Below are 23694 nucleotides of genomic sequence, written 5' to 3' on the forward strand. Positions count from 1 at the left end.
CGGCTGGTTCCGTCCCGGCCGTTCGGCGACGACCTGGTCGAGGCCGTCCCGGCCGGGACTCCAATGTGTTCGGAATTCCCGGTGGCGAGGCGGATTGCCATGCCGGGAAACCGCAGCTGGATCATGGCGGAGAGTTGATGCCCCGGCGCATTCTCGACAGCGCCCTCTGGTGAGCGCCGGGGTGCCGGTTCAGCGCGCCCGGCTGGCCGAGACCACCCGCGGGTCATTGGCGTAGCGGCGAACGACGTCATCGGCGTCACCGGCGGTGGCGCCGGGATCGAACAGCACCTCCACACACGCCGCCTGTGGCCCCTCGTGCCCGAAGCCGGCGATGACGCGATCCGGGTCGAAACGGTGGCTCTCCCGCACCAGGTCCCAGGCCGGCGCTCCCGGCCGCACGCACACCACCGCGTCGGGTTGCCGGCCACCCCAGGCCAGCGCCGGAGCCGACACCCCGATGGTGAGCACGAAGGCCAGCCCCAGACCGATCACGGTCGGCCGGCCGAACGCCGGCCGGCTGGACGGCAGGGCCACCGCCGCGAGAGCCGCCACGGCGTACGCCCACAGGGCCCGCTTGTCGGGCGTGTCGTGCAGAGCCAGCGCGATGACGCCGACCCCGATGGTCTGGGTCACCAGGGTGGCCAGCAGGAATCTCGGCGAGCCGACGAACGCCGCCGGTATGGCGGCGAGCGCACCGAGCGACAGCACGAGCACGACGAGCCCGATCGCGCTCCATTCCCGGCGCGCGTCCAGGGCGAGCAGCAGCCAGGCGAGCGCCTGCCCGCCCACGACGATCACGGGACGGAGCCGCGCCAGGAACCGCACCATCGGGCGACCATACGTCACACGACCGATCTGGCGCAGACCCTCGTTTCTACGCGGCAAGGCGGAGACGACAACAACTCCGTTGCGTGACGGCCGGTGGGTTTGAGTAAGGTCTGCGCCATGTCGAGCCCTGAGGCATCCACGGTGGGGGCTTTCGGTCACGCCGTCAGCCCCCTGCACCACTGAGTTCCTCGTTCGCGTCCCAGCAGCCTCCGCTGCATGGGATATCTGCGTGCACCCTCGGGCGCTGACCGCGGTGACGAGACGTCTCCCCGTTCTCTCTCACCTCGGAGTTCCTGATGCCTCTGCCGCTCTACCTGCTTGCCGTGGCGGTCTTCGCCATGGGCACCTCTGAGTTCATGCTCGCCGGCCTGGTGCCGGACATCGCCGCCAGCCTCGACGTGTCGGTCGGCGCCGCCGGGCTCCTGACCTCGGCGTTCGCTGTCGGGATGGTCGTCGGCGCGCCACTGATGGCGGCGCTGGCACGCTGGTGGCCTGCCCGGGCCAGCCTGCTGGGCTTCGTGCTGGCCTTCGCCGTGGCCCACGTCGTGGGGGCCAGCACGACGAGTTTCGCGGTCCTGCTCGTCACCCGGGTGGTCGCCGCCCTGGCCAACGCGGGCTTCCTCGCGGTGGCGCTGAGCACGGCGGCCACGCTCGTCGCCACCGACCAGAAGGGGCGCGCGCTGGCGGTGCTGCTCTCGGGTACGACGGTGGCCACCATCGCCGGCGTTCCCGGCGGTGCGCTGCTCGGCACGGTGCTCGGCTGGCGGGCAACCTTCTGGGCGGTCGCACTGCTCTGCCTTCCCGCCGCCATCGGCGTGGTGATGGGCGTCCCGGCACGTGCCGGGCAGACCCCTCGGGACGCTCCGGCCGGTTCGTCGCTCCGGAGCGAGATCGCGCAGCTCGTGCTGCCGAGGCTGGTCCTGGTCATGTTGCTCGGCGCCCTCGTCAACGCTGCCACCTTCGCCACGTTCACCTACCTGGCACCGATCGTGACCGACACCGCCGGCCTGGCCGAGCTGTGGGTCCCGGTCGCGCTGGTGCTCTTCGGAGTCGGGTCCTTCGTCGGCGTCGGCGTCGCGGGACGGCTCTCCGATCGGCGTCCGGGCATCGTGATCGCCGTCGGTGGTCCGTCGCTGTTGCTCGGCTGGGTCGCGATGGCGACCCTGGCCGCCCGACCGGTGGCGGTTCTGCTCCTCGTGCTCGTGCAGGGCACGCTGTCCTTCGCGGTCGGCAGCACCCTGATCGCCAGGGTGCTCTACGAGGCAGCGGGGGCCCCAACCATGGGTGGATCGTATGCGACCGCCGCGCTCAACATCGGTGCTGCCGGCGGCCCCGTCCTCGCGGCGGCGACCCTCGCGGCCGGCGCTGGCGACCTCGGCCCGGTGTGGGTCAGCGGCCTCCTGGTCGCGGCGGCCCTGCTCATCGCCCTGCCGCTCCGGCGCCTCGTCGCGCCCCACGCCGGCCAGGCACTCCGATGACCACGCGGACGTTCCGTCCCCTCGTGTGCTGAGCCGACGTCGAACGCCGACCGGCGGACCGGGCATGGTACCGGGCGTGACCAGCGGATCGGGATTCGGCGGTTTCGCGCCCACCGCGAAATGTCCATGATCCTAAATGGCCGATCCGGCGGTACGGTCCTTACTACCGCGGCGTGCGCGCACCAGGTACGCCGCCACCAGTGGGGGCACCGTGCGGAGGACACCCATGACCGAACGAACACATCGCACACCAGGCCGCCGACGTCGCGTGCTCGGCGCGGCGGCCGTGACCATGCTCCTCATCGCCACGCTGCCGGGCACGGCGTCCGGCCAGGAGCCCGGACCGGATCCGCGGATCGGCCTCGGCCCGGGATGGCTGGACGCGCAGAGCGCGAGCAGCAACCTCGACCTGCTGGCACACCACGACAAGCCGGCCGGATTCGTCAACCCGGCCAACCCGGGTGACTTCGGCTTCGCCGGCTCGGATCTCGCCTTCGGCGGCAAGCACGCCTTCATGGGCAACTTCAACGGCTTCAACATCTACGACATCTCGCGACCCGCCAACCCGACGCTCGTCACCAGCGTGGTGTGCCCGGGCGGGCAGGGCGACCTCTCGGTCCACGGCGACCTGCTCTTCATGTCGGTCGAGGAGAGCCGCGGCCGGGTCGACTGCGGCACCGACCCCACGGCCGGCACCCGGTTCCAGGGGGTACGCGTCTTCGACATCAGCGACGTGGCGAACCCGGTGCAGGTCGCGGCCGTGCAGACCTGCCGGGGCTCGCACACCCACACCCTGGTGACCGATCCGGACGACAGCGCGAACGTCTACGTGTACGTCTCCGGCACCGCCGGGGTGCGCCCGGCGAGCACGATGGCCGGCTGCAACAACGTGCCCGCGTCCGGCGAGAACCCGGCGCGGTGGCGGATCGACGTCATCAAGGTTCCGGTGGCGCACCCGGAGCAGGCCGCGATCGTCAGCGGCCCGCGCCTGTTCGCCAACCCGGAGACCGGCGCTGTCGACGGCCTGCAGAACACGCCGCCCGCGCCGCGGCACCCGTCGGGCGGGACGTGGAGCCCGTCGCCGGTCACCGACGCCTGCCACGACATCACCGCCTACCCGGAACTCGGGCTGGCCGCGGGCGCCTGTGAGGGCAACGGGATCCTGATCGACATCTCCGACCCGGCGAACCCGGTGCGGGTCGACGAGGTCTCCGACCCGAACTTCGCGTACTGGCACTCCGCGACGCTCAGCAACGACGGCAAGAAGGTCGTCTTCACCGACGAGTGGGGCGGCGGCACCGGCGCCCGGTGCCGTACGACCGACCAGCCCCAGTGGGGCGCCAACGCGATCTTCGACATCGTGGACGGCAGGATGCGGTTCGCCAGCTACTACAAGCTGCCGGTGCCGCAGACGCTGCAGGAGAACTGCGTCGCCCACAACGGATCGCTGATCCCGGTGCCCGGCCGGGACATCCTGGCCCAGGCCTGGTACCAGGGCGGCATCTCGCTGATGGACTTCACCGACTCGGCCAACCCGCGCGAGATCGGCTACTTCGACCGGGGGCCGATCAGCCCCACCGCCCTGATGCTCGGCGGCTTCTGGTCGGCGTACTGGTACAACGGCCAGATCTACGGCAGCGAGATCGCGCGCGGTTTCGACGTCTTCGGCCTGCGGCCCAGCGAGCACCTGACCGAGGCGGAGATCGCCGCGGCCCGTGAGGTGCGGTTGCCGCAGTTCAACGCCCAGCTACAGACCAGGATCGGCTGGGCGCCGAGCTTCGCGGTGGCCCGGGCCCGCTTCGACCAGTTGCTGCGGACCTGCACCACGACCGTCTCCGACCGGCACAAGGGGCCGCTGACGGTCACCGGCGTCACCTGCCTGACCGGGGCGACCGTCTCCGGCCCGGTCACGGTCCGCCCGGGTGCCACGCTGCTCGCCATCGACTCGTCGATCTCCGGCCCGGTGTCGGCGTCGAACGCGGCGGCGGTGCACCTCTACCACAGCACCGTGCGCGGCCCGGTGAACGTCACCGGTACGACGGGCAGCGCGGCCATCGTGGACACCGAGGTCCACGGGCCGGCCGTGCTGACCGGCGGCACCGGGACGGTCGAGCCGATCATCGCCGACAGCACGGTGCGGGGCCCGCTCGCCTGCACCGGGAACTCGCCCGCGCCGATCAACCTCGGGGCGGCCAACACGGTGCACGGGCCGGCCACCGGCCAGTGCGCCAGCCTCGACTGACGAGGACCGTCAACCCGGGGGCGTGTCCTGCCGAACTCCGGCAGGACACGCCCCCGGCGCTCGCTAGCGCTCAGCCCGAGAGCTTTGCCAGCAGCTCCCGCATGCTCTTGATCTCGATGGCCTGGTCGGCGTTGACCTCGCGGGCGAACCGGTCACTGGCCGGCTCCAGCCCACCCCCCGCCGCGTAGAGCTGCTCCACCATGGTCAACGCGCCGTTGTGATGACGGATCATGAGGTCGAGGAAGAGCCGGTCGAACTCCGCGCCGCGGGCCCGCCCCAACCGGCTGAGCTGGTCCGGGGTGAGCATGCCCGGCATCACCGCGTCGTGCCCGGCGTGGTGTGCGTGCGGTCCCGGGACCTGCTCGCCGCGTTCGGTGAGCCACCGCTGCATCTGCCCGATCTCGTCGCGCTGCGACGTCTCGATCCGCTGGGCGAGCAGCGACACCTCCCGGCTCTCCGCCCGGTCCGGGACGAGCGCGGTCATCTCCAGCGCCTGCGCGTGGTGCGCGATCATCCGTTGCATGAACCGGGTGTCGGCGGCGGTATGCGCCGGCGGCGAGGCCAGCTGCGCCTGCTCGGCCGGGGAGAGCGCCCGGCCCGCCTGACCCGGCGCGCCGGGCTGGACCACCCGGGTGGCGGCCGGTTCGTCCGGCCGGTCACCGGTGAGCTGGAGTACGGCGACCAGCGCCGCGACCGCGGTGACGGCGGCGACCGCCACGGCGGTCAGGACTCGGCGACGCGACGAGAACACGATGTGATCACCGTACCTAGGTTGTGTCCTGCGCCCGGATCGCGGCCCGCCCGGTCAGGTAGGTGGCCAGCGTATCCCGATCGACCGCTGATCCGGAGCGGCGATCGTGGGCGACCCGCGCGCCGCCGGCGTCGGCCGCCCGTGCGGGCGCGCGGGCGGCCGAGCCGGGCCGACGCGCGTCAGCTGTCCGTGCGCGGCGGGGGCGACGCGGAGCCGAACCCGGTGTCGAGGTCCCGCTCCGGGCCGGGCATCCCGGGGCCTTCTCCCCCACCCGTGGCGAGCCGGCTGTGCCGGCGGCCGTAGAGGAAGTAGACGACGAAGCCCAGCGCCATCCAGGCGAGGAACCGCAGCCAGGTCTCGACGGTGAGGAACAGCATCAGCACCACGCAGGCGACGATCGCGAGCGCCGGGATCACCGGTCCCCAGGGGACGCGGAAGCCGCGCGGCAGGTCGGGCCGGCGGCGGCGCAGCAGGATGACCGCGGCGGCGACCAGGACGAACGCGAACAGGGTGCCGATGTTGACCAGCTCGGCGAGTTCCTCCAGCGGGATGAAGCCGGCGAGCGCAGCCACCAGCAGGCCGATGATGATGGTGATCCGGTGCGGGGTGCCGTACCGCGGGTGCACCCGGCTCAACCAGCGCGGCAGCAGCCCGTCACGGCTCATGGCGAAGGCGACCCGGCTCTGCCCGAGCATCAGGATCATCACCACCGTGGTCAACCCGGCGAGGGCGCCGACGGTGATCAGGTTGGCGAAGAGCGGCTGGTCGACGGCCTGGAACGCGGCGGCCAGCGGTGCCTCCGTGTCCAGGTCGGCGTAGTTCTGCATGCCCACCACGACCAGCGAGACGGCGACGTAGAGCGCGGTGCAGACCGCCAGCGAGCCGAGGATCCCGCGGGGCACGTCGCGCTGCGGCACCCGGGTCTCCTCGGCCGCGGTGGCCACGATGTCGAAGCCGATGAACGCGAAGAACACCAGCGCCGCGGCGGCGAAGATGCCGCTGATCCCGAAGTTGGCCGGCGCCTGCCCGAAGAGGGCCTCCATCAGGGTCGCCTCGGCGCCGGAACCACCCGCCGCGGGCTCGGCCGGCGGGACGAACGGGGTGTAGTTGTCCCGCTGGAGGAAGAACAGGCCGGCGATGATCACGAGGAGCACCACCGCCACCTTGATGGCGACGACCACGGCGTTCACCCGTGACGAGACCTTGATGCCGGCGACCAGGACCGCGGTGAGGATCAGCACGATGAGCGTGGCGGGCAGGTTGAACGCGCTGCCCTCACCGCCGGTGACGGCGGCCGGCAGCGACACCCCGAGCGTCTCCAGCAGCACCGCCAGGTACTGCGACCACCCGACCGCCACCGTGGCGCCGGCCAGGATGAACTCCAGGATGAGGTCCCAACCGATGATCCACGCGACCAGCTCGCCGAGCGCGGCGTACGAGTAGGTGTAGGCGCTGCCGGCGACCGGCACCGTCGACGCGAACTCGGCGTAGCAGAGCGCGGCCAGGGCGCAGGCGATGCCGGCCACGACGAAGGACACCGCGACCGCGGGCCCGGCGGTCTGGTTCGCGGCCACCCCGGTCAGCACGAAGATGCCCGTGCCGATGATGACCCCGATGCCGAACACGGTCAGGTCCAGGCCGGACAGCACCTTGCGGAGCTGGTGCTCGGGCTGTTCCGTGTCGCGGATCGACTGCTCGACCGATTTCCTGCGCAACAGGCTCACGACCGGATCACCTCGCCGTCTCGGACCACCCTGATTTCGCCCACGGGCTGACGACTGACCCAAAAACAGCAGCGGTAAACGTCGAGGCGATGCCGACGGAACGCGACGGTGGAGCACGATGCCGACAGGGAGGGCGAAAGCGGCGCCCGATCCCCGTCGTCGAGTGGGGTTCCGGCGGGCGCTGGTGTGGCCCCACATCGGGCCGGGTTCGGCGACCGCCCGCCGGTCACGGTCCTGGGAGCGGCGGCGGGTCGTTCGTCCGGCCGGCGCTTCTCACGCCTGGCGCCCGGCGACGGATGGTCGCCGGATCGGCCGGTTCAGCCGGCGCGAACCATCTGCCGGAGATCCGCCGGGAGCGCCGCCTGAAGGTGCTCCATCACCCGGCCCTGCGTCGCCTCGCCGGCGACCTCGAGGACGACGCGGGCTGCATCCGACGCCTGCGTCCGGCTCATGCCGGCTCGATCGGACACCCGAGCGAGGAACTCCTCCTTGTCGAACCGAACACCCCTGCTGGGTGACGCCGCGGTCATCCGCAGGTATTCGCCGATCTCGCGGGGAAGGTCAGCGGCCACGTTCCCGGCCAGTCCCTCGGGGATCCGCTCGCCAAGGGTCTGCAAGGTGGCGCGGATGGCGGACGTCGCCGCACCGACGTCGGCCAGTTGTGCCCTGGCCTGGACCTGACCGACGAACTCGTGATGTTGCACGTTGGACCACCTCCGGTCATCGTCCACTCTTCGGTTCGTCGCCGGGCTGGTCCGGATCATGAAAGAAGGGCTTCCTGGAAGCGGCCGGACCGGACAGACGGAGCGGCTGGAGTTGCCGTCGCGCCGGCTCGCCTTCCCGTCGGGCTTCGCACCAAACCCGCACGTAGGGAGTCTGCCGGCCACCGGTTCGGTATGCCCGTCGCCCGAACGGCAGCCGGCGCCCAGCGGTCGGAGCCGCTCCGGAGGCCGTCCTCGATCCGCGCCGCGGCCGCGAGCAGCGGCGGCAACGGCTCCCAGCCCCGAGCCGGACGTACGTCAGCCGATCTCGGACGTGGTCCACCGCGCGGAGGTGTTGGTGACGGGCACGGTGTCACCGACCAACGTGGTCGACGCCTGCGCGTCCCGCCGCGCGCTCGTACCGACCCAGAGTTCGACGTCGCCGGGCTCCACCACCCGGGTGAGCGTGCGGTCGGAGAAGGCCAGCCGCGTCGTGGGCACCGTGAACTGGACGGTGACCGACCGGCCCGGCTCCAGCCGGACCCGCCGGTAGCCGAGCAGTTGCGCCACCGGCCGGGTCACCGAGGCGACCACGTCCCGGCCGTAGAGCTGCACCACCTCGTCGCCGGCGACCGCGCCGGTGTTCGTCACGGTAACGGTCACCGGCAACGACCCGTCCGTCGGCACCGTGGCGGGCACGGTCAGGCCGCTGTACTCGAAAGTGGTGTAGGACAGGCCGTGGCCGAACGGCGCCGCGGGCGTGGTCGGCAGGTTGGTCACCTCGCTGCCCTCGCCGAGCGTGGGGTGCAGGTAGGAGTACGGCTGCGCCCCGGCCGACCTGGGCAGGCTGACCGGCAGCCGGCCCGACGGGTTGACCCGCCCGGAGAGCACGCCGGTGATCGCCCCGGCGCCCTCCTCGCCGGGGAAGAACGCCTGGATCACCGCCGCGCAGCGCTCCAGCGCCCAGTCGACCGCGTACGGCCGGCCGGTGAGCAGCACGAGGACGACCGGCGTGCCGGTGGCCAGCACCGCCTCGACCAGGTCGCGCTGCACGCCCGGCAGTTCCAGGTCGTCCCGGTCGCAGCCCTCGCCGACCGTGCCGCGCCCGAAGAGGCCGGCGTGGTCGCCGACGACCAGGACGGCGACCTCCGCGGCGGCCGCCGTGGCGACGGCCTGGTCGAAACCGGAGCGGTCGGCGCTGTCCACGTCGCAGCCGGGCGCCCAGCTCACCAGGTCCGCGCCGAACTCGGTGCGCATCGCGTCGAGGACCGTCGGGACCTCGATGCCGGTCTCCACGTCGGGATGCTGGACGAGCACGTGGTTGAGGAAGGAGTAGCAGCCGAAGAGCGCGCCCGGCCGGTCCGCGTTCGGGCCGATGACCGCCACCCGCCGGCCCGCGGGCAGCGGGAGGAGGTCCCGGTTGGCGACCAGGACGATCGACTCCTCCGCGAGGCGGCGGGCGATCGCCCGGTGTTCGGGCGAGTCGAGGTCGACCGCCCGGGTCGGTTCGTCGGTGAAGGTGGCGTCGAGCAGCCCGAGTTCCTGCTTCTGCCGCAGGACCCGCAGCACCGCCCGGTCGACGAGCGCCTCGTCGAGCCTGCCGGCCCGCACCGTCTCCGCCAGGGTGAGGTAGGCGTCGCCGGTCGGCAGCTCGACGTCGACGCCGGCGGTCAGCGCCTGCACGGCCGCCTCCGCGTGGTCGCCCGCGATGCGGTGCAGCAGGTTCAGGAACGCCACCCCGAAGTAGTCGGCCACCACCGTGCCGTCGAAGCCCCACCGGTCCCGCAGCACCCCGGTGAGCAACGTCGGGTCGGCGGCGACGGGCACGCCGTCGATCTCGGCGTAGGAGTGCATCACGGAGCGCGCGTCGCCGTCGAGGATCGCCATCTCGAACGGCAGGAGCAGCACGTCGGCGATCTCGCGCGGGCCGGCGTGCACCGGGCCGAAGTTGCGCCCGGCGCGGGAGGCGGAGTAGCCGACGAAGTGCTTCAGGGTGGCGTGCACCCCCCGCGACTGGAGGCCACGCACGTACGACGTGCCCAGCGTGCCGACCAGGTACGGGTCCTCGGCGATGCACTCGTCGACCCGGCCCCAGCGCGGGTCACGGATCACGTCGAGCACCGGGGCGAGGCCCTGGTGGATGCCCAGTTCCCGCATCGACGCCCCGATCGCCGCGGCCATCTCGGTGACGAGTTCGGGGTCGAAGGCGGCTCCCCACGCCAGCGGGGTGGGGAAGGTGGCCGCCTTCCACGCCGAGAGGCCGGTGAGGCACTCCTCGTGGACGATCGCCGGGATACCGAGCCGGGTCCCCGTCACCAGGTCCGACTGGAACTTCCACAGCCAGGCCGCGCGTGCGGCGACGTCGACCGGGCGGGTGCCGTAGGGCCGGGTGAGGTGGCCGAGCCCGTGCCGGGAGAAGTCCTCGAGCTTGGTGCTGTCGCCGAACTCGCCCTGCAGCGGTGCGACGGCCTCGCCGTCTCCCTTCTCCCAGAAGCCGACGAGTTGCGCGACCTTCTCCTCGATCGTCATCCGGCCGAGCAGTTCACGGACGCGCGCCTCGCCGTCCTGCCCGTCCCGCCCGTCCCGGCGGTCGTGGTCCGGATCTGCCTGAACCGGAACCGACGTGCCCACCGCATCGCGGACCTCAGTCATACCGTGCTTTCCCCTTTTGTGCTCGTGCCGCTGTTGCTCATCCCTTGACCGCACCCTGCAGGCCACCGACGATTTGCTTTTCGGCGAACGTGAAGAAAAGAAGTGCCGGCAGCATCGCCAGCGAGGTGAAGGCGAGGATTCCCGCGGTGTCCGAGGTGTACTGGCTCGAGAAGTTCTGCACGCCCAGCGGCAGGGTGTGCAGCTCGGCGTCACCGAGGACGAGCAGCGGCAGGAGGAACGCGTTCCAGCTCGCCACGAACGCGAGGACGCCGACGGTGACCAGCGCGGGCCGGGACAGCGGCAGCAGGATGCGCCAGAGGAAACCGAGCCGGCCGGCGCCGTCGATCGCGGCGGCGTCCTCCAGTTCGCGGGGTACCGCGGAGAGGAACGGCCGCAGGATCACGATCGTGAGCGGGAGTTGGAAGGCGACCTGCGGGAGGATCACCGCGTAGTAGGAGTTGATCAGGTTCAGGTCGCGCAGCATCAGGTAGAGCGGCAGGATCGCCGCGCCGGCCGGGAAGAGCAGTCCGAGGGTGAAGAAGGTGTAGAGCCCCTCACGCCCGCGGAAGGTGTACCGGGCGAGCACGAACGCGGCGCAGACGCCGAGCACCACGACGCCGAGCGTCGTGCCCAAGGCGATCACCGCGCTGTTGAACGCCTGCTGCCAGAAGTCGCTCTGGGTCAGCACCCGGGCGTAGTTGTCCCAGACCCACGGGTCGGGCAGGCCGGCCGGGTCCGCGATGATCTGCGGGGTGGTGCGGAAGCCGCCGACGATCACGTAGACCACCGGGGCGATCGACACGGCCGCCACCGCGAGGGCCAGCACGTAGGTGAGCGGGGTGCTCCACGCGATCGGGCGGCCGGACGAGGACGGGGACGGAACGGGATGGACGGCCACTGTCAGTTCGCCCTTCCGGTGATGGCGCCCTCGATGTCCCGGCGCAGGAGGAAGCGCTGGAACAGCAGTGCCGCGACGAACGAGATGACGAACAGGATCACGGCCACCGCGTTGCCGTAGCCCCACAGCCGGGCGAAGAAGCCGTTGTCCACCATGTACGTCGCCATGGTGGCCGACGCGCCGAGGGACCGCACCGCGGGCACCGAGGTCACCCAGATCACGTCGAAGACCTGGAGCGAGCCGATCATCGACAGGAACATCCAGATCCGGATGGTCGGGCCCAGCAGCGGGAGCGTGACGTGGCGCTGGGTCTGCCACCAGGTCGCGCCGTCGATCGCGGCGGCCTCGGTCAACTCCGGCGGCACGTTCGACAGGCCGGCCAGCAGCAGGATGATGGCGAAGCCGACGTACTTCCAGGTGAGGACGAACAGCAGCGTCCAGATGACGACGTCGAGGTCGGCGAGCCACGCCTGCACCAGGCCGCCCAGCCCCAGCGACCGCAGCAGCGCGTCGACCGTACCGCCACCGGTCAGCAGCAGCTTCCACATGATGCCGACGGTGACCTCGGCGAGCACGTAGGGCACGAACACCAGCAGCCGGAACCCGGTGCGCCCGCGGAAGCGACGGTTGAGCAGCAGGGCCACGCCCAGGGCGATGGGGCCCTGGATGACGAGGGAGCCGACCACGATGATGGCGTTGTTGCGCAGCGCGTCGAGGAAGATCGGGTCCTGGAAGGCGAGCACGTAGTTGTCGAGACCGACGAACTCGGTGGGCGGCCCGACCCCGCGCCAGCGGAAGAGGCTGTAGTAGACCGCGAAGCCCATCGGCACGAGCACGAACATCACGTACACGACGATCGCGGGCGTGGTGAGCCCGATGATCTCGTACCACTTGCGCCGGGCCTCGGCCGCCCGGGAGGACGAACGCCGGGCGGCCCGGGGGCCCGCCGGCGGCGCGTCCGCGCCGCCGACGGGGTTCAGGGTCGGGTTGGTGGAGGTCACTTCTTCGCGGCCGCCTTCATCGCCGAGACGACCTGCTCGGGACTGCCGTTGCCGGCGAAGATGGCGACGATCGCGTCGTTCATCGCGTTGCCGACGGTGCTGCCGAAGGCGGTGTCCAGCCAGAGCTGCACGTAGGTCGCCCCGGAGGTGGCCTCCAGGATGGACTTCAGCGCCGGGTCCGTGATGCCGGCCTCCGCGCCCTTGGCGACGGGCAGGCCGGTGCCGGTCTCGGCGTAGCCCTTCTGCACCTCGGGGCTGACGATGTACTTGAGGAACTCGACGCACTCGGCCGGGGCGTTCTTGGCGCAGGAGAACCCGTCGCCGCCGCCGAGCGCCGCCTTCGGGTCACCCGCGGAACCGGAGATCGCCGGTACCGGGAACCAGCCGAGGAACTTCTTGAGCGCCTCCGGGTCCTCGGCGGCGGTCTCCAGGGTGCCCCGGTTCCAGTCGCCCATCAGCTCCATCGCGGCCTTGCCGTTGGCGAGCAGGCCGTTCGCGCTGGTCGGGTCGTTCTGCCCCGGCGTGGCGATGAAGTTGGCCTGGAACGGCTTGGTGTCGATGAAGGTCTTCAGGTCCTGGCCGGCCTTGACGAAGCACGGGTCGTCGAAGTTGAGGTCGACCGACGCCTTCTTCAGCGTGTCGACCGAGCAGGCGCGCAGCGCGAAGTTGTACCACCAGTGCGCGGCGGGCCACTTGTCGCCGGCACCCAGGGCGATCGGAACGACGTTGATCGCCTTGAGCTTGGTGACCGCCTCGTTGAGCTCCTCGAACGTGGTGGGCGGGGCGGTGATGCCCGCCTTGGCGAACATGTCCTTGTTGTACCAGATACCCTCGATGCCCATCCGGAACGGCAGGCCGTACTGCTTGCCGTCCACCTGCCAGATCTCGGCCGCGCTGCCGATGTTGGCAACCTCGGTCTTGACCTGGTCGGTGATGTCCTTCAGGTAGTCGGCCTCCACCTGCTCGCGCATCTCACCGCCGCCCCACGCCTGGAAGATGTCCGGCGGGTCACTGGTGAGCAGCGCGGCGGGGAGCCGGGTGCGCTGGAGCTGGTTGGTCTCGATCGCCTCGATCTGGATCGTGACGGTGGGGTGGAGTGCGGAGAAGTCCTTGGCGACCTTCTCCCAGTAGGTCTTGCCGGGCCCGTCCTGGGAGGCGTTGTGCCACCAGGTCAGGGTCACCGGGTTCTTGTAGAGCTCGCTTTCGGCGGGCGCCTCGTCCTCACCACCGCCGCAGGCGGTGACAAGGAGTGCGCTGGTCAGGAACAGCGCTAGGACGGCGCCCGCACGGCGCTTCATCGCCATCGGTGTCTCCTCGACTGGTCAGTCGCGATACTCGGCTTGGTGGCCGAGTTTTACAGCCGTGTAACCCAGTGTCAATCGTTATCGATAACGTTTTCGAATCTCCGGTGACGGGTCCCTGGGGGCCCTCTATCATCGTCGGCGTGGCGTTTCCGCAGCGTGTCAAGATGTCGGACGTGGCCCGTACGGCCGGCGTCTCGGTGGCGACCGTGTCCAAGGTCGTGAACGGTCGGTACGGCGTGGCAGAAGCGACAGTGGAGCGCGTCCAGCAGGTGATCCGGCAGCTCGGCTACGAGGCGAGCCTGGGGGCCCAGAGCCTGCGCAGCCACCGCACGAACGTGCTGGGCATCCTGGTCGCCGAGTTCGAGCCGTTCTCGACCGAGCTGCTCAAGGGAGCGTCGAGGGAGGTGGCCGGCACCGGCTACCAGTTGCTGGCCTACTCCGGCGGCGACGGCGACGGCGCGGCCATCGGCTGGGAGCGCCGGTCGCTGGCCCGCCTCTCCGGCACCCTGATCGACGGGGCCGTGATCGTCACGCCCACCGTGGTCGAGACCAAGCAGGGCTTCCACGTCGTGGCCGTCGACCCGCACACCGGCCCGTCCGGCCTGCCGACCGTCGACTCCGACAACTTCGCCGGTGCCGTGCTCGCCACCGAGTATCTGCTGTCGCTCGGCCACCGCCGGATCGGGCACATCAGCGGGCGCCCCGATCTCGAGTCGGCCCGCCTGCGCGAGGCGGGCTTCCGCAAGGCCATGGCCGACGCCGGCGTGCCGGTGGACGAGCGGCTCGTACGCGTCGGTGGCTTCCGGACCGAGAGCGCCGCCGGCACGGCCGCGGAGCTGCTCGCCCTCCCCGACCGGCCGACCGCGATCTTCGCCGGCAACGACCTCTCCGCCATCTCCACCATGGACGTCGCCCGGCGCATGGGCCTCACGGTCCCCGACGACCTGTCCGTCATCGGCTTCGACAACGTCCCGGAGTCGGCGCTGGTCGACCCGCCGCTGACCACCATCATGCAACCGCTGCAGCGGATGGGCGCCGAGGCGCTGCGCCTGCTCGTCGACCTGATCGCCGGCGTCGAGCGGGACATCCACATCCGGCTGCCCACCGAACTCGTCGTCCGCGCCTCCTGCCGCCCCGTCGACCCGGCCGCGTAGCGGCGCCTCCCCGCGCCCTCCGACGCCGCGCCGGCCGGTGGCTGAGCTGGTGGCGTAGCCGCGCGGCGGGGCCGCACGGCCTGCTGACGTACGCAGGCCGGTGCGACCCCACCTCCGGGATCGGCTCACCGGCGCGGCTTGTGCGGTACGCGCGGCAGGACGTACGGCGGGCCGGCGTAGATCAGGTCGGCCTTCAACTCGTGGTAGGCCCGCTTGGGCTGGTAGTTCTCGTCGTAGATGGTGGCCATCCCCTCCGGCGGGTCGCTGAACCAGCCGGGCACCCAGGAGTGCTTGTCGGTGAAGCCCCAGACGGTGAACGACAGGCAGTGCCGGTCGGCCAGGCAGGCCCGCAACAGCACGCTGAAGTTGGCGGCGGACGCCTGCAGCCGCGGGTTGATCTCGTCGGAGTCGCCGGCCTGCACGCCCTCGGTCAGCTGGCTGCGCACGTCGACCTCGGTGAACGCGGTGGCCAGGCCGAGCCCGGAGAACTTCTTCAGCGCCGCCGCCACCTGGAGGGTGTCGTAGTTGCCGTACTGGGTGCCGAGGTGGCCCTGGCTGCCGATGCCGTCGATGGGCACGCCCTCGGCCCGCAGTCGCCGGGCCATCTCGTAGACGAACTGGGTCTTGTCGTTGGCCGGGTCACCGGAGCCGAACGCCTCGATGTTGTAGTCGTTGTAGAACAGCAGCGCCTTCGGGTCGGCGGCGCGCGCCCAGCGGAAGGCGTCGGCGATGTAGCCGGGCCCGAGGTGCTGGGCCCAGAACCCCTTGTAGTGCAGGGTCGGCGGGTTGTCCCACGGGTCGCTGACCGCCTCGTTGACCACGTCCCACTGCCAGATCTTGCCCTTGTAGCGGCTGACCACCGTGGTGATGTGCTTCTTCAGCAGGGCACGCAGCTCCTCCTTGCTGATGGAGCCGTCGGCGACGCCGCTGGTCAGCCAGCCGGGCAGCTGGTTGTGCCAGACCAGCACGTGACCGCGGACGCTCTGGTTGTTCTGGCGGGCGAAGTTCACCAGTTCGTCGGCCGGCCCCCAGTTGTAGGTGCCCCGGGTGGGCTCCAGGCTCTCCCACTTCATGGCGTTCTCGGCCGTCACCGAGGAGAACTCGGACGCGGCGAGCCGCCGGTACTGCGGGTCGGCGGGGTCGTTGAGGACGGCCAGGTCGACAGCGGTGCCGATGTGGAGGCCGTGCCGCTGGCCGAGCGTCCGCAGGCTCTGCTCGGTCGGGTCGTACGGGCGGCTCGCCGTGGCGGGCAGGGCGTTGAGCGCCGCGACGGTCGCGACGGCGACCGCGCCGGTGGCTATCCACCGTCTCAGCTTCATCTGCGTTCCTTTCGGGCTGACCGGCGACCGGCGCGGACGCGCGGGGCACGGGGGTTCACGCTGGTGCCGGAGGTGGCTGTCGACGGATGCGTGGTGGCCGGCGCGGCGATTGTTTCGGCCCGCGACGCCGGAAGTTTCGGGACTCTGACCGGAACTTGGTCGGAAACGTTAGGAGTCGATGTGTCGCCGTGTCAACACGGAAGATTTCCGGAAAGTGGGCGACGCGGGCCGGGCCGCGTCGGGTGGCCCGGCCCGCGTCGGGGACCCGACGGCTCAGTGCTCGCGGTACGTGGCGTGGTCGAAGTCGGCGTACGCCCCGTCGCCGCCGAGGTCCTGCACCCACAGCCCGAGGAACGCGCCGGTGAAGCCCCACGCGGCCGGTTCGTCGTCGACGATCCGCGCGGCGTGCTCGTCCGACAGGACGGTGGCGTCCCCCTCGACGGGGAGCTGCCGGCAGCCGTCGCCCAGGTCGTAGCCGAACCGCAGCACCGGCCCGTCGAACTCGACGCGCAGGCCGACCCGGCCGGCGGCGCCGACGTCGACGGTGAGCTGCGGGTAGGCGGTCCGCCGGCCGTTGTCCGAGCTGAGCAGTTCCAGCACCACCCGGCCGTCGTCGGCCCGGGTCAGGTAGAGGTAGTACCAGTTCAGGGTGTTGTAGTAGCCGGTGATCCCGGCCAGCTGCCGGTGGTCGACCGGGTCGAACTCGACGACCGTCTCCAGCGAGCAGCGGGCCGCACCGACCCGCCGGCCGACCAGGCTCGGCGTCTGCTTGCCGACCGGGGACTGGCCACCGTGCAGGCGCAGGTGCGAGGGGCGGGCCCGCAGGTCGACCCAGTCGGCGCTCGCCGGGCGGCGCAGCGTGGACCACCAGGTGGCCAGCGCCGGGGCGTCGAAGTGGTCGGTCGCGGGCTCGACCGGCCACGGGTGGGCGGGCAGGTCCGGGGCGGGGATCTCGGTGGCGGGCACCCCGCCCGGGATGCTGGGCCAGTCGCCGCGGGGCCAGTCGATCTTCTGGATGGCGGTCTCCCGCCCGAGGACGCAGTTGCCCAGCGGGGTGTAGGGGCGCCCGACGAGGTGGGCGAGGTACCAGTCGCCCTGCTGGGTCCGCACCAGACTGCCGTGCCCGGCCTTCTGCAGCGCGAGGTCCGGCCGGCCGACGGAGGTGAGCAGCGGCCCGGCCGGGTGGACCTCGTAGGGGCCGTGCAGGTTCCGGGAGCGGGCGACGGTGACCTGGTGCTCCCAGCTGGTGCCACCCTCGGCGGTGACCAGCCAGTACCAGCCGTCGTGGCGGTAGACGTGCGGCGCCTCGGTCAGGCCGGCCTCCGTGCCGGTGAAGATGATCTTCGCTTCGCCGACCAGGCGCCGCCGGGCGCGGTCGTAGCGCTGGATCTCGATGCCACCGAACCGGTCGCGGCCCGGACGCCAGTCGGCGCTCATGGACAGCAGCCAACTGGAGCCGTCCTCGTCGTGGAAGAGCGAGGCGTCGAAGCCGTGCGCGTGCAGCGCGACCGGGTCCGACCAGGGGCCGGTGATGTCGGGCGCGGTGGTGAGGAAGTTCTGGGCGTCCCAGTAGCCGCTGGCGAAGCTGGCCACGTCGCTGTAGACCAGGTGGAACAGCCCGTCGTGATAGGACAGGTCGGGGGCCCAGATCCCGTTGGAGTCGCCGCAGCCGCGCAGGTCCAGCAGGCGGCGCTCGGTGATGATCCCGCCCAGCGCACGCCAGTGCACCAGGTCCCGCGAGTGGTGCACGCGCACCCCCGGGTACCACTCGAACGTCGAGGTGGCCAGGTAGTAGTCGTCGCCCACGCGCAGGATCGACGGGTCCGGGTGGAATCCGGTGAGGACGGGGTTGCGGATCGACCGGGCGGTGGCCAGCGCTGCGGTCTCGGTCGACATGTGCGACTCCTTCAGGGTCTACTCCCGGCATCTTTCCGGAAATCATCGCCGGGAGGCGTCGGAATTCCGCCCACCGTAACGGTTCCGGCCCGCCGGCGAACAGCCCTTTGATCGATGAAGCCCAGTCCTGACGCGCCCGCCGGCCACCCGGGAGCGACGCCGGTCGGCGCTCGAAACTTTCGGACTGAGCGATCTTCTGGCACCACCGCCCGCCTCGGCCCGCGTCCACCGGCCGCCAACGGCGCGACGCCGGCCGGCTCAGCTCGCGACCGGGCGGACGGCCGGTTCGTCGGGCACGGTCCCACCCGGCTCGCCGGACTGCCGACCAGTGCCACGACCCCGGTGGGCGAGCAGCACCGACAGCAGACAGATCACCGCGGCCGCGACGAGCGGCGGTTGGCCGCCCAGGTGGACGGCGGCCGAGCCGAGCGGGATCGCCACGGCGATCGGCCCGAACATCGCGGTGGTCGCCGTCCCGGCCACCCGGCCGAGCATCGCCGCCGGCGTGTGCGTCTGCACGGCGGTCACCGCCGCGACCAGCGCCCAGGGCAGGCCGACACCGGCGACCACCGAACCGACCACCGTGCCCGGCCACCAGGGCAGGCACCGCGCCAGGCAGCCGGCCGCGAAGAGCACGGCGCCGGCGACGGCCGCGGCGACCGGGCCACGCCGGGCGATGAGCCGCCCGACGATCAGGCCGCCGGCCAGCGATCCGGCACCCTGCGCGCTGACCAGCACGCCGAGGAACGTCGCCGGCAGGGCGAGTTCGGTGACGACCATCGCGTAGACCGCCGCGGTGGAGAAGCCGGACATGGCGATCGACACCGCGGCGAGCGCCACCGGGACGCGGGTCGCCCGCTGCCCGGCCAGGACGGAGAGCCCGGCCCGGAGGCCGCCCCGCTCGTGGGCCGGCGGACGGGGTGGGGTGTGGACCAGTCGCACCGCCAGGTACAGGGCGGCGACCAGCACCGGCATGGCCGCGCTGAGCACGGCGACGGCGTGGCCGCCGTGCCACCCGTACAGGCCGGCGCCGGCCGCCGGGGCGACCAGCTTCATGCCCTCCTGGGCGCTGGAGCGCCACCCGTTGACGTCGCCGAGTTCGGCGGGTGACAGGGCGGCCGGCAGCAGCGCCGTCTCGCCCGCGTCGATGAGCACGTAGCTGAGGCCGTAGGCGCACGAGACGGCGAACAGCAGCCAGGTCTGCCCGGGCCCCCGGACGGCCAGGAGGCTCAGCAGGACGCCGGCCAACGCCAGGTTGACCGCGACGACCAGCGGTCGCCGCGGTGCCCGGTCGAGCAGGGCGCCCAGCCACGGGCCGGCCAGGACCGGGGCGTACACGCACAGCCCGGCCAGGGCGGCGAGGCCGGTGGACCCGGTGAGGTCGAGGATCCAGATGCCGGCCACCAGGGACATGGCGCTGCTGCCGAAGCCGGACAGCAGCGAGATCGCCACGAACAGGCCAGCGTTGCGGCGCATGAGCCCTCCAGAGTTGAGCCGATACGACTCACATCCTCAGACTTGCGTCGGCGACAGACAACATCGGCGGCGGCCGTCAATGCGGTGTTGACAGCGCGCCGTCCAGGGCGGCCGCGACGGCTCGGACGGGCGCGGGCAGCCGGTCGGGCCCCGCCTCCGCGAGGTCGGCGGCGATCAGCAGGGCGAGTGCGTAGAGCGCGCCGGGCGGGGCGTCGAGGGCGGCCTCGGCGGTGCGGCGGACCAACTCCGCCCGGCGGAACCGGCTGTCCCAGCGCCGGTCCGTGTCGATCCAGCGCCGCAGGTCCGACACCGCGTTCCGGATCGCCGCGATGGCCGGCGGGTAGCGCAGGTCGAGGCTGCGCCGCCGCGACGACCGGGCCGCGGCCAGGCGTTGCCGGCGCTGCTCGGCGGCCTGCCGGCTGGCCAGCCCCAGCGCGGCGGCGATCTGCGCCCAGGTCGCGCCGGCGTGGCGCGCCCGGTGGATCAGCTCCAGCTCCTCCTCGTCGAGCCGGGTGCGGACGGCACGCAGGTCGGTCAACCGGGACAGCTCCGAGGTCACCTGTCAACGCTACATTGACAGAGCGGAGCGGTTCCCGGGCGGTCGCTGGCCAACCGGGCGCGGCGGCGCGGGCCGGTGACGGACGACGGTCGCCGGGGTGCGAGCCCGCTGGGCCGGTCAGCTGGCTCGAATCTCGCACCGCCGACCCGGGCCCGGCCCGGTGTGACCGGCACGGCCAGGGTCCGGGGACCAACGGCCCTGCCGGGCGGTCGCCGGCGGGGCGACGCTGGTATCCGTGAACAGCCGCCCGAGCCGGCCGGACGCCCGGTGCCCGCTCCGCCCCGGCGAGCCGTGCACGCTGTGCCAGCTGGACGTGACCGGGCCGCAGGACTGCCCGCTGGTCCACCTCGTCATGACCGACGCCGAACTGCGCGACGGGGTGCACCGCACCCGGTGGACAGTGCCCCGCCAGCGGGCGTGACGAGCTACGGCTGGTCGGCGCGGAAGGCGGCGGCGAGTTCCTCGTCGTAGCTGGCGATCGGCTGGCCGTCGGCGGCGTACGCGACCAGTCGCCCGTGCGCCATGGTGGCCGACCGGAAGGAGAACGTCCGGGTCCCCGGATACGCGGCCAGCAGCGGGATCTCCCGGGGCGTGCCACCCGGCGCCGAGTAGTAGGCCAGCCGGGCCACCTGCGGGGCGACCACCCCGTTGACCCGTACCTTCGTCTTCTCCACCCGGGTGCCGAAGGTGACCGGCGCGCCGGTGCCGAAGGCGGCACACTCGGCCGGCCCCCGGCAGACGAAGAAGTAGCGCGGGTTGACCACGTCGTCGAGGTCGTACGCCTTGAAGGTGGGATCGGCCCCGGCGGGCAGCGGCTGCACGGCGAAGAACGCCAGCGTGGCGGTGGCCGCGACGCCGACCCGCAGCCAGGCCCGGCGCGGCGCCGCCGTGCGGGCGGTGCGGGTGGCGGCGACCGCCACCCCGCCGAACCCGGCCAGGCAGAGCAGGCACACGCCGAGCGTGCGCGCGTTCTCGAAGAGGAACTGCACGCCCGGCCGGGTCGACACCGGGCTGAGCACGGCGCCGAGCGACACCACCATGGCCACCAGCAGCGCCACGCCGGCCACCTTGCGGGCGACGCCGGCGAGCCCGATCAGCAGCATGGCGGCGAGCACCGGCCAGATCTGGTGGTGCGTCCAGGAGACCGGGGAGGCGGCCACGGTGGCGCAGCCGACGAGTACCGCCGCGTGCCCCGGCCGGTCGTGCGCGGCCAGGTGCCGGGCGCGCAGCAACGCCACCGCGCAGATCGCGGCCACCAGGGCGGCCCACACCAGCGGCAGGGCGGTCTCCTCGACGCCGACGCGCAGCAGCATCCCGTGCACTGACTGGTTGCCCAGCGAGGCCAGGTTGCCGATCCGGGACGTCTCCAGCATGGTGCCGGCCCAGTAGGTCCAGCTCTCCGCCGGCAGCACCACGGCGGCGATCGCGGCGCAGGCGACGAAGGCGGCCAGCGCGCGGGCGGCGTCGCGCCACCGGCCGGTGGCCAGGAAGTAGACCACGAACAGCAGCGGGGTCAGCTTGATCGCGGCGGCCACCCCGACCAGGATCCCGCGCAGCCGGGCCGGCACCACCCCCATGCCGTCGAGCAGCGCCGCCAGCACGATGAAGATGCTCACCTGCCCGAAGCGCAGGTTGCTCTGCACCGGCGCGGAGAGCAGCAGCCCGAGCGCCACCGCCGCGACCACCACCGCCCGCCGGGACCGGCCGGTGGTCAGCGCGGCGCCGACCGGCACGGCGACGGCGACCACCGCGGCGTACGTGGCCAGCAGCCAGAGCACCTGCGCCACCCCCTCCGGCACCGCGGTGACCGGCCAGAGCACCAGCGCCGCGAACGGCGGGTAGGTGAACGGGCCGCCGTTGTGCGCGACGTACCCGTAGAGCGGGCGACCGGCGCGCAGGTCGGCCAGCGCGCCGTAGTAGATGTGCAGGTCGGAGAGGCGGTCCTCGCGGCGCAGCACGAGCCACGTGGACACCAGCGCGGTGACCGCGAACGCGGCCCAGAGCAGCACCACCCGCCGGTCTCGCATCCACAGAGGATAGGTTCCGCCGCGCCCGTGGCGCAGCCTGCACGATCTTCCGGCCGCCCGCTCCCCCTCCTACAGTGATGGCCACCCGTCACCCGACCCTGGAAGGTGCCATGAGCATCCGCGTGTACCGCAACGCCGCGATCCGCACCGGCGACCCCGCCAACCCGTTGGCCCAGGCCATGGCCGTGCAGGGCGAGCGGCTGCTGGCCGTCGGCACCGAGGCGGAGGTACGCGCGGCCGCCGGAGCGGGCGCGGAGCTGATCGACCTGGCGGGCGCCGCGGTGCTCCCCGGCCTCTACGACGCCCACATCCACACCGCCCAGTACGCCCAGAGCCTGGACGCGGTGGACCTGCGCGACGTGCGCTCGCTGGACGAGGCGCTGGCTCGGGTAGCCGCGCACGCCGCGCGGCTGCGCCCCGGCGCATGGCTGTTCGGCGGCCGGTGGGACAGCAACACCTGGGATCCGCCCGCCCAGCCGGACCGCTACGCGCTGGACACCGTCTGCCCCGAGCTGCCGGTCGCGCTGCCCAGCGTGGACGGCCACACCGTGTGGGCCAACTCGGCCGCCCTGCGGCTGGTCGGGATCGACGCCGGCACCCCAGACCCGGTGGGCGGGGAGATCGTCCGGGACGACCGCGGCGAACCGACCGGGATCCTGCGCGAGTCGGCCTGCCAGCCGCTGCGCGACCTGATGGTCTCCCCCGACCTGCGCGACCAGCTCCGCGCCGGGCAGGAGGAGCTGCTGGCGCTCGGCCTGACCAGCGTGCACGACATCGACGGCGAGGACTGCCGGGCGGCCTATCTGGAGCTGCGCGCCGCCGGCGAGCTGAAGCTGCGCGTGCACAAGGCGATCCCGATGAGCCACCTGGACGCGGCGATCGCCGAGGGCCGCCGTACCGGGCAGGGTGACGACTGGTTCCGCACCGGACCGGTGAAGATCTTCAGCGACGGCGCGTTGGGCTCGCACACCTGCCACATGAGCGAACCGTTCGCCGGCGAGCACGGCAACCTGGGCATCGCCGTCACGCCGTACCAGGAGCTGGTCACGCTCTTCGCCCGGGCCGCGGCGGCCGGCATCGCGGTCGCCACGCACGCCATCGGCGACCAGGCCAACCACCTGGTGCTCGACGCCTACCAGGCGATCGGCCGGACGCCGGGGCTGCGGCACCGGATCGAACACGCCCAGCACCTGCGGGCCGGCGACCTGGCCCGGATGGCTCGGCTGGGCGTCGTCGCGTCGATGCAGCCGGTGCACTGCACCAGCGACATCGACCTGGTGGACACCCTGCTCGCCGGGCACGACCTGGCCTCGTACGCCTGGCGGGGGATGCTGGACGCCGGCGTGCCGCTGGCCTTCGGCTCCGACGCCCCGGTGGAACACCCCAACCCGTTCCCGGCGCTGTACGCGGCGGTGACCCGCACCCGCCCGGACGGGACGCCGGCCGGCGGCTGGCAACCCGAGCAGCGGCTCAGCATGGCCGAGGCGCTCGCCGCGCACACCCTCGGCGCGGCCCGGGCCGCCGGCGAGGAGAAGCGCAAGGGTGTCCTCGCGCCCGGCATGCTCGCCGACTTCATCGCGGTCGACACCGATCCCCTGCGGGAGTCACCGGAGGCGGTGCTGCGCACCCGGGTGCTGACCACGGTCGTCGGCGGCGAGATCCGCTGGCAGCGCGGCTGACGGAC

The 23694-nt window shown here is 72.4% G+C and carries 18 protein-coding genes; 5 read left to right on the top strand and 13 right to left on the bottom strand.

Annotated features, from left to right (window positions below; genetic code table 11):
* Window positions 1–189: 189 nt before the first annotated feature.
* Complete coding sequence (locus Q3W71_RS14170; RefSeq protein WP_302919776.1) at window positions 190–828, bottom strand: hypothetical protein; 639 nt, start codon at window positions 826–828, stop codon at window positions 190–192.
* Between the two features lie 296 nt (window positions 829–1124).
* Between Q3W71_RS14170 and Q3W71_RS14175 the strand changes: the two genes are divergently transcribed.
* Window positions 1125–2306: a Cmx/CmrA family chloramphenicol efflux MFS transporter gene (locus Q3W71_RS14175; RefSeq protein ID WP_302919777.1), complete on the top strand. Its 1182-nt coding sequence runs from the start codon at window positions 1125–1127 to the stop codon at window positions 2304–2306.
* A 292-nt stretch (window positions 2307–2598) separates the two neighbouring features.
* A complete protein-coding gene (locus Q3W71_RS14180) occupies window positions 2599–4548 on the top strand; it encodes an LVIVD repeat-containing protein (protein WP_302920411.1) in 1950 nt (649 codons plus the stop codon).
* 70 nt (window positions 4549–4618) lie between these two features.
* Here the strand turns inward: Q3W71_RS14180 and Q3W71_RS14185 are convergent, their stop codons facing one another.
* The 7 genes from Q3W71_RS14185 to Q3W71_RS14215 form a co-directional block, all read right to left on the bottom strand.
* On the bottom strand, window positions 4619–5299 hold the full coding sequence (locus tag Q3W71_RS14185) for a DUF305 domain-containing protein (RefSeq protein WP_302919778.1): 681 nt from the start codon (window positions 5297–5299) through the stop codon (window positions 4619–4621).
* A 179-nt stretch (window positions 5300–5478) separates the two neighbouring features.
* On the bottom strand, window positions 5479–7023 hold the full coding sequence (locus Q3W71_RS14190) for an amino acid permease (RefSeq protein WP_302919779.1): 1545 nt from the start codon (window positions 7021–7023) through the stop codon (window positions 5479–5481).
* Window positions 7024–7340: 317 nt separating this feature from the next.
* Window positions 7341–7727 carry a DUF2267 domain-containing protein gene (locus Q3W71_RS14195; RefSeq protein WP_302919780.1) on the bottom strand — a complete coding sequence of 129 codons (387 nt, stop codon included), beginning with the start codon at window positions 7725–7727 and terminating at the stop codon, window positions 7341–7343.
* A gap of 315 nt (window positions 7728–8042) precedes the next feature.
* On the bottom strand, window positions 8043–10376 hold the full coding sequence (locus tag Q3W71_RS14200) for a glycoside hydrolase family 3 N-terminal domain-containing protein (RefSeq protein ID WP_302919781.1): 2334 nt from the start codon (window positions 10374–10376) through the stop codon (window positions 8043–8045).
* A gap of 37 nt (window positions 10377–10413) precedes the next feature.
* The gene (locus Q3W71_RS14205; RefSeq protein ID WP_302920412.1) at window positions 10414–11280 is read right to left on the bottom strand and encodes a carbohydrate ABC transporter permease; all 867 of its coding nucleotides are present in this window, start codon (window positions 11278–11280) and stop codon (window positions 10414–10416) included.
* Entirely contained in the window at window positions 11277–12275 is a 999-nt protein-coding gene (locus tag Q3W71_RS14210) for a carbohydrate ABC transporter permease (RefSeq protein ID WP_302919782.1), read from the bottom strand. The genes Q3W71_RS14205 and Q3W71_RS14210 overlap by 4 nt, the downstream gene beginning before the upstream one ends.
* Window positions 12272–13579, bottom strand: a complete 1308-nt coding sequence (locus Q3W71_RS14215; RefSeq protein ID WP_302919783.1) for an ABC transporter substrate-binding protein — start codon at window positions 13577–13579, stop codon at window positions 12272–12274. The genes Q3W71_RS14210 and Q3W71_RS14215 overlap by 4 nt, the downstream gene beginning before the upstream one ends.
* 140 nt (window positions 13580–13719) lie before the next feature.
* Between Q3W71_RS14215 and Q3W71_RS14220 the strand changes: the two genes are divergently transcribed.
* On the top strand, window positions 13720–14733 hold the full coding sequence (locus Q3W71_RS14220) for a LacI family DNA-binding transcriptional regulator (protein ID WP_302919784.1): 1014 nt from the start codon (window positions 13720–13722) through the stop codon (window positions 14731–14733).
* Between the two features lie 125 nt (window positions 14734–14858).
* Here the strand turns inward: Q3W71_RS14220 and Q3W71_RS14225 are convergent, their stop codons facing one another.
* From Q3W71_RS14225 to Q3W71_RS14240, 4 genes are all read right to left on the bottom strand, one after another.
* A complete protein-coding gene (locus Q3W71_RS14225) occupies window positions 14859–16052 on the bottom strand; it encodes an endo-1,4-beta-xylanase (RefSeq protein ID WP_302919785.1) in 1194 nt (397 codons plus the stop codon).
* A gap of 273 nt (window positions 16053–16325) precedes the next feature.
* The gene (locus Q3W71_RS14230) at window positions 16326–17948 is read right to left on the bottom strand and encodes a glycoside hydrolase family 43 protein (protein WP_302919786.1); all 1623 of its coding nucleotides are present in this window, start codon (window positions 17946–17948) and stop codon (window positions 16326–16328) included.
* A 258-nt stretch (window positions 17949–18206) separates the two neighbouring features.
* Window positions 18207–19424 (bottom strand): MFS transporter, encoded by a 1218-nt coding sequence (locus Q3W71_RS14235; RefSeq protein ID WP_302919787.1) that lies wholly within the window; start codon window positions 19422–19424, stop codon window positions 18207–18209.
* Window positions 19425–19500: 76 nt separating this feature from the next.
* The gene (locus Q3W71_RS14240; RefSeq protein WP_302919788.1) at window positions 19501–19983 is read right to left on the bottom strand and encodes a hypothetical protein; all 483 of its coding nucleotides are present in this window, start codon (window positions 19981–19983) and stop codon (window positions 19501–19503) included.
* A gap of 235 nt (window positions 19984–20218) precedes the next feature.
* On the opposite strand from Q3W71_RS14240, the gene Q3W71_RS14245 reads away from it, so the two are divergent.
* On the top strand, window positions 20219–20404 hold the full coding sequence (locus Q3W71_RS14245; RefSeq protein WP_302919789.1) for a DUF6767 domain-containing protein: 186 nt from the start codon (window positions 20219–20221) through the stop codon (window positions 20402–20404).
* A 4-nt stretch (window positions 20405–20408) separates the two neighbouring features.
* Here the strand turns inward: Q3W71_RS14245 and Q3W71_RS14250 are convergent, their stop codons facing one another.
* Window positions 20409–22010 carry a glycosyltransferase 87 family protein gene (locus Q3W71_RS14250; RefSeq protein ID WP_302919790.1) on the bottom strand — a complete coding sequence of 534 codons (1602 nt, stop codon included), beginning with the start codon at window positions 22008–22010 and terminating at the stop codon, window positions 20409–20411.
* A 110-nt stretch (window positions 22011–22120) separates the two neighbouring features.
* On the opposite strand from Q3W71_RS14250, the gene Q3W71_RS14255 reads away from it, so the two are divergent.
* The gene (locus Q3W71_RS14255; RefSeq protein ID WP_302919791.1) at window positions 22121–23689 is read left to right on the top strand and encodes an amidohydrolase; all 1569 of its coding nucleotides are present in this window, start codon (window positions 22121–22123) and stop codon (window positions 23687–23689) included.
* Window positions 23690–23694 lie beyond the last annotated feature (5 nt).

This window comes from Micromonospora sp. C28SCA-DRY-2, assembly GCF_030519475.1.
Lineage (GTDB): Bacteria > Actinomycetota > Actinomycetes > Mycobacteriales > Micromonosporaceae > Micromonospora.

Coding starts and splice junctions, on each gene's coding strand:
- Q3W71_RS14255 (WP_302919791.1), top strand. CDS start 22,121: ATGAGCATCCGCGTGTACCGCAACGCCGCGATCCGCACCGGCGACCCC.
- Q3W71_RS14225 (WP_302919785.1), bottom strand. CDS start 16,052: ATGAAGCTGAGACGGTGGATAGCCACCGGCGCGGTCGCCGTCGCGACC.
- Q3W71_RS14230 (WP_302919786.1), bottom strand. CDS start 17,948: ATGTCGACCGAGACCGCAGCGCTGGCCACCGCCCGGTCGATCCGCAAC.
- Q3W71_RS14215 (WP_302919783.1), bottom strand. CDS start 13,579: ATGGCGATGAAGCGCCGTGCGGGCGCCGTCCTAGCGCTGTTCCTGACC.
- Q3W71_RS14200 (WP_302919781.1), bottom strand. CDS start 10,376: ATGACTGAGGTCCGCGATGCGGTGGGCACGTCGGTTCCGGTTCAGGCA.
- Q3W71_RS14235 (WP_302919787.1), bottom strand. CDS start 19,424: ATGCGCCGCAACGCTGGCCTGTTCGTGGCGATCTCGCTGCTGTCCGGC.
- Q3W71_RS14175 (WP_302919777.1), top strand. CDS start 1,125: ATGCCTCTGCCGCTCTACCTGCTTGCCGTGGCGGTCTTCGCCATGGGC.
- Q3W71_RS14250 (WP_302919790.1), bottom strand. CDS start 22,010: ATGCGAGACCGGCGGGTGGTGCTGCTCTGGGCCGCGTTCGCGGTCACC.
- Q3W71_RS14180 (WP_302920411.1), top strand. CDS start 2,599: ATGCTCCTCATCGCCACGCTGCCGGGCACGGCGTCCGGCCAGGAGCCC.
- Q3W71_RS14170 (WP_302919776.1), bottom strand. CDS start 828: ATGGTGCGGTTCCTGGCGCGGCTCCGTCCCGTGATCGTCGTGGGCGGG.